Origin of the sequence: Streptomyces sp. NPDC005263, assembly GCF_042872365.1 — a bacterium.
GTDB lineage: Bacteria > Actinomycetota > Actinomycetes > Streptomycetales > Streptomycetaceae > Streptomyces.
Genome location: NZ_JBIAKJ010000019.1, coordinates 1 through 13,668 on the forward strand (window position 1 = coordinate 1; position 13,668 = coordinate 13,668).

At 66.4% G+C, this 13,668-nt stretch carries 17 protein-coding genes and 9 pseudogenes; 10 read left to right on the forward strand and 16 right to left on the reverse strand.

Annotated elements, in window-relative coordinates:
- From ACFYRY_RS41030 to ACFYRY_RS41045, 4 genes and pseudogenes are all read left to right on the forward strand, one after another.
- A pseudogene (locus ACFYRY_RS41030) lies at positions 1 to 102 on the forward strand (IS5/IS1182 family transposase); the annotation flags it as partial.
- Positions 103 to 136: 34 nt separating this feature from the next.
- Positions 137 to 310: a restriction endonuclease fold toxin-2 domain-containing protein gene (locus ACFYRY_RS41035; protein WP_389158077.1), complete on the forward strand. Its 174-nt coding sequence runs from the start codon at positions 137 to 139 to the stop codon at positions 308 to 310.
- Positions 311 to 325: 15 nt separating this feature from the next.
- Positions 326 to 781: a hypothetical protein gene (locus ACFYRY_RS41040; RefSeq protein ID WP_389158080.1), complete on the forward strand. Its 456-nt coding sequence runs from the start codon at positions 326 to 328 to the stop codon at positions 779 to 781.
- Between the two features lie 453 nt (positions 782 to 1,234).
- A complete protein-coding gene (locus tag ACFYRY_RS41045; RefSeq protein ID WP_389158082.1) occupies positions 1,235 to 1,627 on the forward strand; it encodes a hypothetical protein in 393 nt (130 codons plus the stop codon).
- Between the two features lie 389 nt (positions 1,628 to 2,016).
- Here ACFYRY_RS41045 and ACFYRY_RS41050 read toward each other — a convergent pair.
- The 3 genes and pseudogenes from ACFYRY_RS41050 to ACFYRY_RS41060 all read right to left on the reverse strand — a co-directional run.
- A pseudogene (locus tag ACFYRY_RS41050) lies at positions 2,017 to 2,124 on the reverse strand (TetR/AcrR family transcriptional regulator); the annotation flags it as partial.
- Positions 2,125 to 2,212: 88 nt separating this feature from the next.
- Positions 2,213 to 2,308, reverse strand: a pseudogene (locus tag ACFYRY_RS41055) (IS5/IS1182 family transposase); the annotation flags it as partial.
- Positions 2,309 to 2,339: 31 nt separating this feature from the next.
- Positions 2,340 to 2,705, reverse strand: coding sequence for a hypothetical protein (locus tag ACFYRY_RS41060; protein WP_329296748.1), 366 nt, complete (start codon positions 2,703 to 2,705; stop codon positions 2,340 to 2,342).
- Between the two features lie 240 nt (positions 2,706 to 2,945).
- On the opposite strand from ACFYRY_RS41060, the gene ACFYRY_RS41065 reads away from it, so the two are divergent.
- Positions 2,946 to 3,683, forward strand: a complete 738-nt coding sequence (locus tag ACFYRY_RS41065; protein WP_389158214.1) for a transposase — start codon at positions 2,946 to 2,948, stop codon at positions 3,681 to 3,683.
- Between the two features lie 306 nt (positions 3,684 to 3,989).
- Here the strand turns inward: ACFYRY_RS41065 and ACFYRY_RS41070 are convergent, their stop codons facing one another.
- Positions 3,990 to 4,250, reverse strand: a complete 261-nt coding sequence (locus ACFYRY_RS41070) for a DUF6233 domain-containing protein (RefSeq protein WP_389158085.1) — start codon at positions 4,248 to 4,250, stop codon at positions 3,990 to 3,992.
- Positions 4,251 to 4,622: 372 nt separating this feature from the next.
- Between ACFYRY_RS41070 and ACFYRY_RS41075 the strand changes: the two are divergent.
- Positions 4,623 to 4,700 (forward strand): annotated as a pseudogene (locus ACFYRY_RS41075) (PPOX class F420-dependent oxidoreductase); the annotation flags it as partial.
- A gap of 76 nt (positions 4,701 to 4,776) precedes the next feature.
- Here the strand turns inward: ACFYRY_RS41075 and ACFYRY_RS41080 are convergent.
- The 4 genes and pseudogenes from ACFYRY_RS41080 to ACFYRY_RS41095 form a co-directional block, all read right to left on the reverse strand.
- Positions 4,777 to 5,325: a carboxymuconolactone decarboxylase family protein gene (locus ACFYRY_RS41080; protein WP_389158088.1), complete on the reverse strand. Its 549-nt coding sequence runs from the start codon at positions 5,323 to 5,325 to the stop codon at positions 4,777 to 4,779.
- Positions 5,326 to 5,433: 108 nt separating this feature from the next.
- On the reverse strand, positions 5,434 to 5,658 hold the full coding sequence (locus tag ACFYRY_RS41085) for an alpha-L-fucosidase C-terminal domain-containing protein (RefSeq protein WP_389158217.1): 225 nt from the start codon (positions 5,656 to 5,658) through the stop codon (positions 5,434 to 5,436).
- A pseudogene (locus ACFYRY_RS41090) lies at positions 5,656 to 5,763 on the reverse strand (IS5/IS1182 family transposase); the annotation flags it as partial. The gene ACFYRY_RS41085 and the pseudogene ACFYRY_RS41090, both read right to left, overlap by 3 nt.
- Before the next feature lie 96 nt (positions 5,764 to 5,859).
- Positions 5,860 to 6,460: pseudogene (locus tag ACFYRY_RS41095) on the reverse strand (transposase); the annotation flags it as partial.
- Between ACFYRY_RS41095 and ACFYRY_RS41100 the strand changes: the two are divergent.
- The gene (locus tag ACFYRY_RS41100) at positions 6,392 to 6,574 is read left to right on the forward strand and encodes a hypothetical protein (protein ID WP_389158220.1); all 183 of its coding nucleotides are present in this window, start codon (positions 6,392 to 6,394) and stop codon (positions 6,572 to 6,574) included. The pseudogene ACFYRY_RS41095 and the gene ACFYRY_RS41100 overlap by 69 nt on opposite strands.
- Positions 6,575 to 6,904: 330 nt before the next feature.
- Here ACFYRY_RS41100 and ACFYRY_RS41105 read toward each other — a convergent pair whose 3' ends face one another.
- The gene (locus tag ACFYRY_RS41105; RefSeq protein WP_389158090.1) at positions 6,905 to 7,348 is read right to left on the reverse strand and encodes a hypothetical protein; all 444 of its coding nucleotides are present in this window, start codon (positions 7,346 to 7,348) and stop codon (positions 6,905 to 6,907) included.
- A gap of 48 nt (positions 7,349 to 7,396) precedes the next feature.
- Between ACFYRY_RS41105 and ACFYRY_RS41110 the strand changes: the two are divergent.
- Positions 7,397 to 7,609, forward strand: a pseudogene (locus ACFYRY_RS41110) (hypothetical protein); the annotation flags it as partial.
- Positions 7,610 to 7,615: 6 nt separating this feature from the next.
- Here the strand turns inward: ACFYRY_RS41110 and ACFYRY_RS41115 are convergent.
- The 3 genes and pseudogenes from ACFYRY_RS41115 to ACFYRY_RS41125 form a co-directional block, all read right to left on the reverse strand.
- Positions 7,616 to 7,717, reverse strand: a pseudogene (locus ACFYRY_RS41115) (IS5/IS1182 family transposase); the annotation flags it as partial.
- A gap of 89 nt (positions 7,718 to 7,806) precedes the next feature.
- Positions 7,807 to 8,265 carry a nuclear transport factor 2 family protein gene (locus ACFYRY_RS41120; protein ID WP_389158093.1) on the reverse strand — a complete coding sequence of 153 codons (459 nt, stop codon included), beginning with the start codon at positions 8,263 to 8,265 and terminating at the stop codon, positions 7,807 to 7,809.
- Positions 8,266 to 8,321: 56 nt separating this feature from the next.
- Positions 8,322 to 9,053, reverse strand: a complete 732-nt coding sequence (locus ACFYRY_RS41125) for an SDR family NAD(P)-dependent oxidoreductase (RefSeq protein ID WP_389158096.1) — start codon at positions 9,051 to 9,053, stop codon at positions 8,322 to 8,324.
- A gap of 87 nt (positions 9,054 to 9,140) precedes the next feature.
- On the opposite strand from ACFYRY_RS41125, the gene ACFYRY_RS41130 reads away from it, so the two are divergent.
- Positions 9,141 to 9,737 carry a TetR/AcrR family transcriptional regulator gene (locus ACFYRY_RS41130; protein ID WP_389158099.1) on the forward strand — a complete coding sequence of 199 codons (597 nt, stop codon included), beginning with the start codon at positions 9,141 to 9,143 and terminating at the stop codon, positions 9,735 to 9,737.
- A gap of 198 nt (positions 9,738 to 9,935) precedes the next feature.
- On the opposite strand, the gene ACFYRY_RS41135 is transcribed toward ACFYRY_RS41130, so the two are convergent.
- Both ACFYRY_RS41135 and ACFYRY_RS41140 read right to left on the reverse strand, forming a co-directional pair.
- The gene (locus ACFYRY_RS41135) at positions 9,936 to 10,355 is read right to left on the reverse strand and encodes a DUF1761 domain-containing protein (RefSeq protein ID WP_389158102.1); all 420 of its coding nucleotides are present in this window, start codon (positions 10,353 to 10,355) and stop codon (positions 9,936 to 9,938) included.
- Positions 10,356 to 10,457: 102 nt separating this feature from the next.
- The gene (locus tag ACFYRY_RS41140; protein WP_389158105.1) at positions 10,458 to 10,925 is read right to left on the reverse strand and encodes a VOC family protein; all 468 of its coding nucleotides are present in this window, start codon (positions 10,923 to 10,925) and stop codon (positions 10,458 to 10,460) included.
- Positions 10,926 to 11,030: 105 nt separating this feature from the next.
- Between ACFYRY_RS41140 and ACFYRY_RS41145 the strand changes: the two genes are divergently transcribed.
- On the forward strand, positions 11,031 to 12,005 hold the full coding sequence (locus ACFYRY_RS41145; RefSeq protein WP_389158108.1) for a helix-turn-helix transcriptional regulator: 975 nt from the start codon (positions 11,031 to 11,033) through the stop codon (positions 12,003 to 12,005).
- Here the strand turns inward: ACFYRY_RS41145 and ACFYRY_RS41150 are convergent.
- Positions 11,937 to 12,287 (reverse strand): annotated as a pseudogene (locus ACFYRY_RS41150) (aldo/keto reductase); the annotation flags it as partial. The gene ACFYRY_RS41145 and the pseudogene ACFYRY_RS41150 sit on opposite strands and share 69 nt — an antisense overlap.
- A gap of 297 nt (positions 12,288 to 12,584) precedes the next feature.
- A complete protein-coding gene (locus ACFYRY_RS41155; protein ID WP_389158111.1) occupies positions 12,585 to 13,649 on the reverse strand; it encodes an aldo/keto reductase in 1,065 nt (354 codons plus the stop codon).
- Positions 13,650 to 13,668 lie beyond the last annotated feature (19 nt).

Genomic DNA, 13,668 nt, shown 5'->3' on the forward strand with positions numbered 1-13,668 from the left:
ATCCGATGGGAACGCAGGGCCGACATCCATGAAGCGTTCCTCAAACTCGCCTGCTGTCTCATCACTCACCGACAACTCGGCTCATTGTGTCAGCCCTTGTAAGGGCAACCCGAAGTTTGATCCGCTCATCGACGGCATGTACCGCGGTGACAGGGCAGAGCTTCGCCGGTACAAGAGCGCGATGGCCAGCCCGGCGAACTCCGAGATCCGCGGGCTTGAGATCGTGACCAACGGCAAGGACGGCGCACCGTACTGGGAGTCGATGATGGCCATGAACGGCGTCACCGGCACCGCGCGATACGTACCGTGAGATCGAGGGACTTCAGTGGCAGTCGAGCACAACATCAGGTCCAACTTCGTCTTCGCTCCGCCCGAGGACAACACGAGCGCGTGGCAGGCGAGTGTGGAGACCTTCAAAGATGCGCTGGAGAGGGCGTTTCCGGAGGCGTTCATGGAAATGAGCACGTCCTCGCTGCGTAACGCTCCGGTCCTGGACTTCGAGATCGAGGTGGCGCCAGAGGTCTTCGTTACGGGTACCGCCGCCATGCCCGCTTCGGACTACGCGCACATCAGCCTCATCGATGTCACCGCTGACGAGGCGGCACTGTTCGCTCAGTGGCTCCGCGATTCCTATGTACCTTCACCAGTCAGCGTGCGTTTCCTCAGCAGCTTCGTCATGGAAAACGGCGACGAGGCCCCCTGGCCCCTGCCGGCCACAGGCGACGCCGCGGCGATCGAGGCCGTGATGCGCGATCACCTGACAGCAGCTGGCGCCGCGTAGGGCAGAGCCGAGCAGACGCGGCCCATGGCTTCCAGGTTGTTCGTACAGTGGCGCGTTGCACCTGGACGCCATGAACCACGCCCGCGTCAGCTCTCCTCCGGCGGGCTTCTTGTGCGGGTGGAGGAAGCCGTCGCCGACGTTTCGTAGCCGAGGTCGACTCCTCTCGCATCTTTCTGGCCATAAATCATGCCCCTCTTTTCCCCTGTTCTGCCTGAGCGTGATGAACAGGGGACCACACTTTGAAGCACCACCCTTTCGGCTGTTTTTCGACATTGCGCTCCGCGGATGAGAAGAGCGGGTTACGTGAAGCTGAATCCCGCTTACTTTGCCTGTGACCGGAGGGTGTTGTTCCGCCTGTCTCGGACAGCTGAAACATTTCTTGTGAGGTGATCTTGCACCTTCATAACATGCGGTTCGTGGGCCGACGCCGTCGGCCATAGCGAAGGAGATCTCATGAAGCCTCGTTTCCGCCTGTCGGCCGCTGCGGCCGCGCTTTCACTGGCAGCGATCGGCGCGGTAGGCCTGGCCGCCTCACCCGCATCCGCTGGTGAGGCCACGTGCTTCGGCTACAAGGGGAACTTCAACGAATACGGCGCGACGTTCATCAAGTGGGAAAACGGACCGGACGAATGTTTCGGCGTGGCCCCCTCCGGCAGTATTTGGCATGCGTGGGACGGTGCAGGTGGCTGGAAGGAGATGCCGGGCAACGGCAGGGCACTGAGACTCACTGCTTGGGGTGACAACTCGACGGGCAAGATCGTCGATTTCGTGACATCGTCGGGCAACCACTACTGCAACACCCTTTTCTACGCGGACAACAAGTGGAAGGGCTGGAAGGCCTGCTGAACCGCATTTAATGAGCCGCATTTATCTTGACCTGGGCCGTTAGTGCTCCAGCAGGTTCTGCTGTCTGACCTGCAGGTTTCGCTGAGCGGATGGAGCGTAACGGGCGGTGGAGCGGTCAGGGGTGGCCTTCGACAGGCCGCCCCTCGATCGCGCGACAGCGCCGCAAGGAGTAGCAGCGGCGGGCTACCGCTTGGTGTCGTTGGCGCCAGTTCGACCAGCTCAGCGCGTGATGTCGTCCGTAGCCACAAAGGTGCGGCGGGCGGGGACGACAAGCTGCCAGAAGTCGCCGAACCTCCGCCACTGAGCCCTTTCCAACCTGCCTGCGGCAGGGGCCCGACAAGGATATCGGGCTGCAAGGATTGACGGACCTCCAGGTGACGGATTTATGGGGGCGCACTCAGGCTCTCTTCGCCGAACACCGCGCGGGCGGCGTCCAGGATGCGGGCCCGGTTGTCGCGGGCGTCGGAGCGCACAGTCCGAGGCAAATGGTTGGTCATCGCTTCTCACTTTAGACGTCATTTCACTTGGCTAAGAGCTGTCCCGTAAATGATCTACGGCGTGCCGATTGACCAGCGACGCTGCGCCTCATCCGGCGAGGGTGAGGCTATGCAAGCGGGCGATGCCGAGCACGGCATGGTGAATGCCTTCGTCTTTGAGGCGGTAGTCGCGGAGGATCCTGTAGAGAGCGGAGGGGTGCCGTTGAGACTGAGTGTCAGCGGGGAATGCTCTGCCCTGCTTCGGTGAGGGTCAGTGTGAGGCACCCCAGCCATGCGCCGGATTGCGGGTACTCCCAGTTCTCGGCGTCCGCCAGGACAGCGGGAAGGTCCTGCTTCGGGATGGGGGGACCGGGCTGCTCTCCGAGAGTGCCATCCGGCGCTGTCCAGGGAATGACCCGGCACACTTCGATCCATCCTCTGTCGACGAGGGGAAGGAGGATCGGGACGAGAGCCGAGGCAGGCCCTGAGACCAGCGGTTCGTCGAGGTCACCCCAAACACCGGGGAGGATGTCGATCTCCGTGGCGTTGATCATGAAGGCGCGTTCAGCGGAGGACAGCTGGTCTGTCGCGGGATAGATCACGTGCAGAGTGTCGCAGCTCAGGAGGACGGCCGCCGAGCGCCCCCGGTGGCTCGCTGAAGAAGTGGTCACATGGACGAGATGATCTCGATGTGACTGGTGTGATCACGGCGTCGGAGCCGTCCTAATCCGGTGATAGCGACAGTCCTGAGGGACATACACCCGCTGGCCTGTTCGAGCAGTAGACGCGTTGGTCGCGATGGCGGTCACGTGGGTGTCGGGCCGACGCCTTGAGCCGTCTGGATAGCCCCGTTCTCCGGGCTGAGCCCGCGAGCCTTCGGGAAGCTGGTGACGGTACTGCGTCGCGCAGGTGCGGACTCGGTCCGCAAGGGCCGACCATGGAGCCTCCCATTGGAAGACCGGATCTTGCTGGTCACCGCGTACTGGCGAACGAACCTGACCATGCGACAACTGGCCTCACTGTTCGGGATCTCGAAGTCGGCAGCGGACCGCATCATCGACCACCTGGGGCCGATGTTCGCGCTCCAGCCGCGCAAGCGGTTCGCCAAGGATGCCGTGCTCATCGTGGACGGCACTCTGGTCCCCACCCGGGACCACACCATCGCCGAGCGGTCGAAGAACTACCGGTACTCCACCAACCATCAGGTCGTCATCGACGCCGACACCCGCCTGGTCGTCGTGGTCGGCCGGCCGCTCGCCGGGAACCGCAACGACTGCAAGGCATGGGAGGAATCCGGCACCAAGGCCGCCGTCGGCAAGACCACCACGATCGCCGACGGCGGCTACCCGGGCACCGGACTCGTCATCCCACACCGCCGGCAGCGCGGCCAGACCGAACTCCCGGGCTGGAAAGAGGAACACAACAAGTCCCACAAGCAGGTCCGAGCCCGCGTCGAGCACGTCTTCGCCCGCATGAAGACCTGGAAGATCCTCCGCGACTGCCGCTTGAAGGGCGATGGTGTCCACCATGCCATGCTCGGCATCGCCCGGATGCACAACCTCGCCCGAGGCGACTCGTAGATCATTTACGGGACAGCCCTTAGCCGCGATCAAAGTGACCATCTGCACTCGATCCCTGCCCTCGGCCCTGGGCGCGGCCGAACGACCATGGCGGCGAGACCTACTGTCGCGACGGTGACGACGAGTGCTTCGGCGGAGATTATGGATGCTCGGTGTCCTTCCCACCCGTTCATCGCATCCCGCATGCCGGGCCACAGCAACACTTGCTACTCCGGGAAGACGATCGGGGTCTATCCATTGAGCCAAGCTGGATCGTCTGGTCAAGGACGCCCAGCGCGGTGTCCGGTCGGCACTGCGGGCAGGCCTTCACGCCGTCGACGAGCGCACGCAGCCCTGCTCCCGGGTGACGCCCCGGCTGCGCTTGCCGGCGTTCCAGCAGTCCCCGGCGTGGACGTACACAGCGTTGTCCGCCGACAGGCCGCGCTCGAGGAGCCACTGCGGTGCGGGCGGCCGGGCCTCGATGCGGTGCTGCCTCGGCTTCTCGGCGCTCCTCGTCCGAGATCCACCGGCGGGTGCGTTCCAGGAAGCGGAGCAGCGCGAGTCTCGACGGGACTGAATCGTTCTCATGTTCGATTCTACGGGCTAGGGTGACGGGCGCACGCACAGGGGCATGGGAGGCCATCGCGGAGCGCATGTGCGCCGGAAGACTGCGGCAGCACGGCATCAATCCGGCGTCCCTCCCGCCAGCGCCCTGGGCGGAGCCAACGCGCGTCGAGGGCAGACCGCGGATCCCGGACCGGCAGGCTTTGTGCGGGATCTTGTTCGTGCTGCACACGGGCATCCAGTGGGAGGGCGGAGGGTGCCTGTCCGCGCCAGCCCACGAACTGTCCGGCGAAAGGGGCCGAGCGGCACGCCGACGACGTTGGCCAACATCGCGCTGGCGCCCACGACGCCCACCGCGCGGGCGCCCGCCGCGGGACCGCACCCGGTGGGGCCTCTGGCCGAGTCCGGTCGGAGCACCTGCGGCGCGACCCGCGGGTCACACTGACCGTGTTCGATCGCGACGACTGGTACACCCAGCGGCTGGGGAGCGAGCAAGTACAGCAACCAGTCACCCACCTGAGAACGCGACGCCCGCGGCGGAACGCCCGCTTCACCGGCCCTCGTCGCTCCCAGGCTGTACATCGCCATAGGGCGGCGGGGCCTCACCCGCAGTCGTCACCTCGAAGGTGTTGAGGAAGTCGCAGACCAGTTGGTAGAAGCCGACGGTGATGACGAGATCAGCGAGCTGGTTCACCGTCAGGAACGCGAGAAGTTCCTTCCGCGCGGCGGCGTCGAGGGAGTGCCGGGCAAGCAGTCGGTCGGTGGAGGTGAGGACGGCTGCCTCGGGCGCGGACAGGCTGTCGGGGGAACCAGTCGCGGCGGCGGCGATCGCCTCCTCACCGAGTCCGACGAGACGGGCGATGTTCTCGTGATGGTGGATCTCGTACGCCGCCCGGTAGGCGTGGCCCACCCGGACGATGGCGAGTTCGCGCAAGGGGTCGGGCAGCGAGCTGCGCCGCAGGATCGCGTCCCCCAGCGCCAGCACACCGGGTGCCAGCGCGGGGGAGTGCATCATCATCCGGAACACGTTGAGCGAACCGCGAGAGCTCACCTCATCCTGCAGCTCCGCGGGCAGTGCGGAAAGGTCCGGGTACTCCATGTCCACTCCATTCGCTGGGCGTTTGACTGCACAGGACGGGAATCCCCACGGAGCCCGCGTCGAACACCATGTGACGTGAAGTGACGGCTGTCGCTGCGGCGTCTTCGGTCAGGAGCTCCACTTCACCTTGAAGACCCACACGTGCTGTCCCGCCTTGCGGGCTGCCGCGGGCACATCGATCACCAACGCTCCTTTGCTGACGGTCCAGGTCAGTGGACGGTCGTGGCCCAGCATGGTCACCGTGTCCCCGCGGCAGATCGGCACCGGCGCCGCGATGGCGAGCCGTGAGCCCGGCTGTGTCAGCCAGTGGATGTAGAAGGCTGGTTCGGGCATGCATTCGGAATGCTGCGGGAGGCGTGGGTAGTCTCGCGCGTTACGGCGAGCGTTCATGATCCATCCCAGGGTGCGTTCGACGCGCCAGCGGCGCGGAGCGAAAGCATGACCGCTGCATTCCCGGCGATCGACCGCGACAAGAGCCCGCTGGTCGACGCTGACCATGACCCGGTCCGCATCGCCCACGCATTGTGCGGCAGCCCGCACCAGGGCGAGGCGGGTGGCGGTGATGTGGTCGGCTGTCGTGTTCGAGCCTGCGTTGCCTGGGCGCAGGAGAGCCGCGACGGGTTCTCCGGTTCCTCCGGGGCCGCGGTCGACGAACCTCATGAGCGGGTGGTGGCCGTAGGTTTTCTTCCAGGTCGGGGCGGCGTCCTGCTTGTCCGAGTGCGCGACGACCAGGACCCCGTCCAGGTCCACGGTCGCCTGCCCGCCGGCATCCGGAGCCTGCGGCCAACTCCCAGACTCTTTTGCGTACTTCGGAACGTGCGGCGCGAATCGCGGTCAGCGCCCTCTCGCCCGAAGTGGCGAGGGTGTCGATCAACCAGGAGACCGTCGGAACGGAAGCCACCGGGCCGAACACGCCCGGCTCGGCCCACGAACGCCGGGTCCGTAGCGGCGCCGCCGCGAGGCGGTCCTCCTGCGCAGCCATGGCCGGTGCGAGAACCCCGACTGCCTGCTCGCCGTCCTGCCCTACCGCACTGCAGCGGGACAGCCTCTGCTGGAGATCGATCACATCGACGATCACGCCCAGGGCGGCCGCGACCACCCGGGCGCCATGATCGCGTTGTGCCCCAACTGCCATGCGAACAAGACGCGCGGTGCGGACCGTAGCGCACTGCGGGAGCGCCTGAGGTGCGTTGCACAGATGCTGGACGCTGCCGTTGTGCAGCAGGAGCAGGACGGCCCACGCCCATGAGCAACTGGCTACTCCCGCAGTGACGCCCTTGACCGTCAGACCGGTTGCAGGAAGTCGACAACGGAAAGCCAGGTCTCGCCGTTGACGAGCTGAAGGGCGCCTTCGCCCCGGGCGCGCCGACAGCGGGACGCGCGGAAGAGCGGACGGGTTCACCCGCTCGCACCTGGACGAACACCAGCGCGGATTGCAGCAATGGCCACATCCGTGGCATCACCGTCTTTTGCATCGTCCAGCGCCTCGCTGGAGATGGCGGTCCACAGCAACCGCATGGCCTACTACCTGTGCCGCTTCGCACGGTGGGGGTCCCCGCCCGCAGGGCGTCGTGCGGGGTCAGGGGCGGCGGGCGATCAGGACGTCGAAGCGCGCGTGCTCGATCAGGCCGTCCGCGTCGGCGTGTTCGGTCAGCAGGGCGTGGGCCCGCTCCTCGAACTCCTGCAGCCGGGCTCCGAACAGGGGACGGGAGGCGAAGGACGTCGAGTACGGGTAGCCGATGACCGTCTGCGGGGTCCAGGGCCGCTCGACGTCGATGGTGTGTTCCTTGACGTCGGCGAAGGCGGACTCGGCGAGGATCTCGCGGTAGGGGCGGTCGTGCGCCGCGTAGGTCTTGTCCTTGCCTGCCCGGCGTTGGCTGCCGGTGTATTCCTGGATCAGGGGCCGCAGGGCGTCCGTCCATGCCGAGCGGGCCGTCCAGAGGCTGCCGTCTCCCATGACGACGACGGTGGCGTCCTTGATCGTGCAGCCGTTGAGGAGTGACAGTACGGCCGGCTGGTCCATCCAGTTTCTCTGAACTACTGAGTTTTTCGGGTTGGCGACGCGTTCCGCAACGACCGGCAGGCCCACGCCGCAGCACTGGAGCAACTCGTCGCCCGCGCACAGCAGCAACGGGTCCTGCGGCGAGGGACCTCCGTCACAGACGTCCGCGTAGGCCTGATGGCGATCTCCTCGCTGCGCCCCACACAGGCCAATCGACGGCCCGACGCGATCCGTACCTTGCTGGGTCTGCTTCTGGCGGGACTGCACTCGCCCGATCACTGAGCTTCTTCAGCGGTGCCGCTCCAGGGTGAGTACGGCGTTGGCGATTGACGTCATGCGGTTCGGGCCGCAGCGGGCGTGACGAAAGAGCTGCCAGGACCCAAGATAGGCACCGAGGCGGCAGGATTTTGAGCACTGCGACTCGGCGCCGCGCCCCCGTACCAGTGGTCCAGTGGCGACACCACGATGTAGGCCGCTGACTACAGGCTGGCGATGCTGTCCTGCACCGACTTACCCCAAGCCACACCCTCAGCGTGCGTGTTGGCGAAGTCCGGGTCCACGTAGATGTGGATCCTCTTGATGAGTTCATCCTCGAACTCGAACACATTGCAGAACAGCCCGAAAGAGGAATCGCCGTCAGGGAAGTCCACGCCTGACATCGTTGTTCCCCTTTCCGCACCCTCGACGATCACGTAATTCCCGGACGTCAAGACGGTGAAGCGCTCGATCTCGTGCTCGAGCGACGCGATCCCCCGGCCGAGGCCCTGAGCGAACGCTCCGATCTGCGCCTTCCCGCGCGCGATGCCGAACTTCGGATAGAACATGTGAGCATCTTCAGTGAAGACGTCGATGACCGCGGGGTCACCCGCGTCCACCATGCGGAAGTAGTTGACAGCAATCTCTTCACGACGCTTCTGGATATCGCTGGTGGCGTTCACTTTTGCTCCTGCTACGGGGTGCGTGGTTGCGCTCTCGCGCTGGTTGAGGGGTACGGTCAGACCTGCGCCTGGCCTCCATCGACGAACCAGTCGGCACCGTTGACGAAGCTGGAGGCGTCCGAGGCCAGGAACGTCGCCACGGCGGCGATCTCGTCCGGGCGGCCGATCCTGCCGAGCGGCACCTGCGAGGCGAGCCGGTGGTCCGGGCCCACGGCGCCGATCAGGCCCGGCGTCTCGGTCGGACCGGGGCTCAGCATATTCACCCGGAACTTCCGTTCCTGCGCGCTGAGCGCCCAGCTGCGCACCAGGTTGCGCACCGCCGCCTTCGATGCGCCGTAGATTTCCAGGCCCGGTTCGGTGCGCAGGGAGTTGGTCGATCCTGTCACCACGATCGAGGCACCGTCCGACAACAGGGGCAGCGCCTTCTGCACGGTGAAGATCGTGCCCTTCACGTTCGTGCCGAAGGTGGCGTCGATGGCTTCCTCCGTTATCTCACCGAGACGCTGAGGGACAGCGCTGCCGGCGTTGGCGACAAGCACGTCGATGCGGCCCGCCTCCTCGCGCACGACCGAGTAGAGGTCGTCGAGGTCCGTCTGTACCGAAACGTCGGTCCTCACGCCGGTGGCCTTTGGCCCGATCTCAGCGACGGCCGCGTCGAGCGGTTCCTGGCGGCGACCAGCCAGGAACACCCGTGCCCCCTCCGCGGCGAACCGCCTGGCGATGGCAAGCCCAATGCCACTGCCGGCTCCGGTGACCACCGCCACCTTGCCTGCGAGTACTTCCGTCATGGCGCGCCCACTCCTCGATTCTTGACTTGTTCGTCCATAACGCTAAGCGTTATGGACGAACAAGTCAAGAATGGGTAGGCTGACCCCATGGCGCGACCCAGGAAGTTCGACGAGCAGCAGGTGCTGGACACTGCCCGGGAGCAGTTCTGGTCGGGTGGGTACGCCGCCACGCGCATGGACGACATCGCCGAGGCGACAGGGCTCGGCAAAGGCAGCCTCTACGGTGCGTTCGGCGGAAAGCAGGAACTGTTCCACCGCGTGTTCGACGACTACTGCGGCTCCGTCGTCGACGCTGTGAGTCGGCAGCTGCGCGGCAACGACGCGGACGCCTACGCGCGGCTGTCCGCCCACGTGTACGCGGTGGCGGCGGCGACTGCCGCAGACACCGCCCGCCGCGGATGTCTGTTGGCCAAGGGTGCCGCCGAGCTGGCCGAACACGACGAGACGGTGGCCAAGCGGGCACGGGCGGCCATCGAGGCGCTGCAGGCCCTGCTGGAGGACGACATCGCGGCCTGTCAGCGCAATGGCGATATCGCCTCGGACGCGGATCCGGGAAAGCTGGCTGCGCTGGTGCTCGCCGTACTGCGCGGCATTGAAGCGCTGGGCAAGGCCGGAGCGAGTGAGGAGACGCTGACCGATATCGCCAGGACAGCCCTTGCTGTACTGCCCCGCCCCACTCACTGAACTCCCTCAGCGTTGCCGCTCCAGGGTGGGGACGGCGCTACCGGCCACAGACCGGCGCCCTGGTAGGCGAGATTGCTGACTGACGGTGTTGTCCCGTGTGAGAACACTTTGGGAGGGTCGCCCCTCTCGCCACTCACGCCGCGCATTCGTGCTGGCTCGGGGAGCTGTCCGCGTTGTCTGGCGAGGCTTGTGGCCGGGTCAGGGAAGCAGGACGAGGAGCACTGCTGCTCCTGCGCCAGCGATGGTGAAATAGGGCGCGTTGATGAGTCCGTAGAGGAGGGGGCGGGCGAAGACGGGGTTGATCGCGATGTTGAACGCCATGGTGGTGAGGTAGCCGACGCTCGTCAGGAGGCCGAACAAGATGGCGGTTCCGACCGTGTCGACGTCGAGGGCGCTGAGAAGGATCGCACTGGTCAGGACGTTGGCGAGGGAACAGACGAGCGGACCGGCGATGAACAGCGGTGACGCTGGAGCGGGCGTGTCCGTGTCGCGGCCAACGGCCCTCGCATAGGGCTTGCTGACGACGGCGGTGAACCAGACACCGCCGAGGAGCGCGAAGAGGGCGGTGCCCGCGAGCACACCCCACCAGTGGATGTGCGCGAATGCGTCGAGGATCACGTGCTGCTTTCTGGCTTGGTACTGATGTTCGTGTGACAAGGAGGGGCCGCACCGGTGCAGGGTTCACACGGTGCCGTGAGGCCCTGCACCGGTGCGGGGGAGTCAGCCGGCGTAGGGGGCCTGGACGTCAAGGACCCAGGTGACGCCGAACCGGTCGGTGAGCATGCCGAAACCGGGAGTCCACGCCGACTTGGCGAGGGGCTCGATGACGGTGCCGCCCTCGGCGAGGGCGCTCCAGTAGCCGGTGATCTCGTCAAGAGTGTCGGCGCGAACGGACTGGAAGAATGTCCGGTCGGTGATCGTGGCACCGTTCTCCCGGCGCGTGGAGCCGGCCGTCACCGTGATGTCGGTGTCGTCCTGACCGGGGATGTCGTAGGCCATGACACGGAACCCGTCCTCGTTCTCGACCTGCCCGAACACGACCTTGTCAGCGCCGGGAACCTCTTTCGGCATGCCGAGGTCGCCGTAGGTGGCGATGACGGTCCGGCCGCCGAACACGGTCGCGTAGAAGTCGAGCGCCTGGCGAGCGGTGCCGCGGAAATTCAGGTGGGTGGCCGTGCTGATAGTCATGATCTGCTCTTCTCCTCGATGGATGCGACCGGCGGGTGCCGTCAGGGATGAGCATCACGAAAGAAGAGGTCAATAACGGTCCTCTACTCGAAGCACACTGGATTCATGATCGGAAGTACTTCGCGGATGCTCGCTCTGCTGTCCCTCCTGCAGACGCGACGGGACTGGCCGGGGCAGGTCCTTGCGGAGCGCCTGGAGGTGAGCCCGCGCACGGTCCGCCGTGACGTGGACCGCTTGCGGGAACTCGGCTACCGGATCGGGTCGATGAAGGGACCCGACGGCGGGTACCGGCTTGAGGCCGGTTCAGAGCTGCCACCGCTGCTGTTCGACGACGATCAGGCGGTCGCGATCGCGGTCGCGCTCCAGAGTGTGCCCTCCACCGGGGTCGACATTGACGAGGCGGCAGCCCGCGCGTTGGCCACCGTCCGCCAGTTGATGCCGTCGAGGCTCCGTCACCGCATCGACGGCATCCGCTTCACCGGAACCGAGACCTCCGCCCGTGTCGATCCGTCCGTGCTGGAGAGTGTCAGCGTCGCCGTCCGGGACCGGCACACTCTCCGATTCGACTACGGCGGGAGCAACGCCCCTCCACGGAGCGTGCAGCCGCACGCGGTCGTCGCCCGGCACAGCCGCTGGTATCTGATCGCGTGGGATCTGGACCGGCACGACTGGCGTGTCTTCCGCATGGACCGTATGGCACCACGCACCCCGACGGGGCCGGCGTTTACGCCCCGCACGCTTCCCGCGGCAGATGCGCGCTCCTTTCTCGCCGCCCGGTCCAGGGGATCGCAGAGTGAGGATCGCTGGCCTTGCGTGGGCGACGTCGTCATCGAGCTTCCTGCGCGTGACATCACACCCTGGATCGGTGACGGTGAGGTCGAAGAGCTCACCGAGCGGTCCTGTCGTGTCACGATCGGGTCGTGGTCCTGGGCCGGTCTGCTCGCATCCGTGCTCCGGTACGACGCTCCCTTCACCGTGGTGGGCCCGGACGCCTTGGCCAAGGCCGCGGCGAAGCTCGCCGTGATCCACGTCGAGTCGGCGCAGGGACTCCTCGACGGCAGTCACGATCCATCGACGTGACGCGCCCCGGCGGTTCGGGTCGTCGCCCATCGGACCGGTGAACTTGGTGGCCAGCACGACCTCGTCCCGACGGCCTCTGATGGCGGTCCCCACGACCGTCTCCGTCTCGCCGCCGCCATAGACGTCCGACGTGTCGATGAAGTTGATCCCGCTTTCCAGGGCCCGGTCCACGATGCGTCGGCAGTCGTCAGGGTCCGGGTTCCCGGCGGGACCGAACATCATGGTGCCGAGGCAGTAGGGGCTGACACGGATGCCGGTTCGGCCGAGTGTGCGCATCTTCATGCTGGTTCTCCGCAGTGAGCGGCCTTGCTTATCCCCGCCACGGCTCACGCCGTCCCGGCCATCGGCGCCGCTGGACGAGGGCCGGGGCAGACCACCATCAGCTTGCCCGTGCGCGACGCCCTGGCCCGCCTGACCGTTCTCGATGAGGATCGCACCGGCTGCCAGCATGACGCCTTCAAGCACTGGACCGATGCGGACAAGGACGGCTGTAACACCCACGCCGAGGTCCTCAAGGCCGAAGCCGTCGTCGCGCCCGAGCGCACGCGAACGGCGGGAGGCCGCCCCCGTGCGCGTCCGTCAGTGGCGGGCCTGGATCTTCAGGTCGCCGCGGGTCTGTACGCGGATGTGGTCACTGGCGAGCATGGCGTGGGGGAAGCCGAGATCGATCGCGCTGACCTCGTCCAGGCGCGCCATCTGGGACGAGGTGAGGTCGACCTCGAGGGCTCCCAGGTTCTCCTGCAGCTGTCCGACAGTTCGCGCACCGATGATGGGCGCAGTCACCCCTGGGTTGTGCAAGGTCCAGGCCAGTCCGACCTGTGCAGGGGTCCGGCCCAGTTCCGCGGCGAGCTCCTTGACGACATCCACGATGGCGAGGTTGCGCTCGGTCACTCCGCCCAGGGCCAGGTTGAAGCTCTTGCGGGCGCTCTCAGTCTGGTCAGACGCCGGGGCCGTCAAGTCCTGGCGGCTGTACTTGCCGGTGAGGACCCCACCCGCCAAGGGGGACCACAGCACGGTTCCCAGTCCCAGCTCCTGGGCCATCGGCAGAAGGTCACGCTCCCCGGTGCGTTCCACCAGGTTGTACTCCAGCTGTAGCGCCGTCAGTGGCGACCAGCCGCGCAGGTCAGCGATCGTCTGCATGCGTGAGATCTGCCAGGCCGGGGTGTTGGAGATGGCTACGTAGAGGATCTTGCCCTGGCGTACCAGGTCGTCCAGGCCACGCAGGATCTCCTCCACGGGAGTGGTGGAGTCCCATACGTGCAGGTAGAGCAGGTCGATGTAGTCGGTGTTCAGCTGCCGCAGGCTGGTTTCGACCGCGCCGAACAGACTCTTCCGGCTGGCGCCGCCGGAGTTGGGGTCATCGGGCCGACGCAGCGTCGTGTACTTGGTCGCAAGGACCAGACTGTCACGCCGGTCACGGGCGAACTCGCCGAGCATGCGCTCCGAGGTGCCGTTGGTGTAGGTGACCGCGGTGTCGATGAAATTCCCACCCCGCTCGACGTAGAGGTCGAACAGTTTCCGCGCCTCGTCCTGCTCCGCGCCCCAGCCCCAGTCGTTGCCGAAGGTGGCCGCGCCGAGCGCGAGCGGTGAGACCCGCAGGCCGGAACGTCCCAGCTGCCGGTAGGTGTCGAGCGTGAGCACCATCGTGTTCTCCTGTGAAGTG

Excerpts from the sequence above, each read along its gene's own strand:
- ACFYRY_RS41105 (WP_389158090.1), bottom strand. The coding sequence starts at position 7,348 with ATGGACCAGCCGGCCGTACTGTCACTCCTCAACGGCTGCACGATCAAG.
- ACFYRY_RS41080 (WP_389158088.1), bottom strand. The coding sequence starts at position 5,325 with ATGGAGTACCCGGACCTTTCCGCACTGCCCGCGGAGCTGCAGGATGAG.
- ACFYRY_RS41045 (WP_389158082.1), top strand. The coding sequence starts at position 1,235 with ATGAAGCCTCGTTTCCGCCTGTCGGCCGCTGCGGCCGCGCTTTCACTG.
- ACFYRY_RS41155 (WP_389158111.1), bottom strand. The coding sequence starts at position 13,649 with ATGGTGCTCACGCTCGACACCTACCGGCAGCTGGGACGTTCCGGCCTG.
- ACFYRY_RS41145 (WP_389158108.1), top strand. The coding sequence starts at position 11,031 with ATGATCGGAAGTACTTCGCGGATGCTCGCTCTGCTGTCCCTCCTGCAG.
- ACFYRY_RS41140 (WP_389158105.1), bottom strand. The coding sequence starts at position 10,925 with ATGACTATCAGCACGGCCACCCACCTGAATTTCCGCGGCACCGCTCGC.
- ACFYRY_RS41130 (WP_389158099.1), top strand. The coding sequence starts at position 9,141 with ATGGCGCGACCCAGGAAGTTCGACGAGCAGCAGGTGCTGGACACTGCC.
- ACFYRY_RS41085 (WP_389158217.1), bottom strand. The coding sequence starts at position 5,658 with ATGCCCGAACCAGCCTTCTACATCCACTGGCTGACACAGCCGGGCTCA.
- ACFYRY_RS41125 (WP_389158096.1), bottom strand. The coding sequence starts at position 9,053 with ATGACGGAAGTACTCGCAGGCAAGGTGGCGGTGGTCACCGGAGCCGGC.
- ACFYRY_RS41035 (WP_389158077.1), top strand. The coding sequence starts at position 137 with ATGTACCGCGGTGACAGGGCAGAGCTTCGCCGGTACAAGAGCGCGATG.
- ACFYRY_RS41070 (WP_389158085.1), bottom strand. The coding sequence starts at position 4,250 with ATGAGAACGATTCAGTCCCGTCGAGACTCGCGCTGCTCCGCTTCCTGG.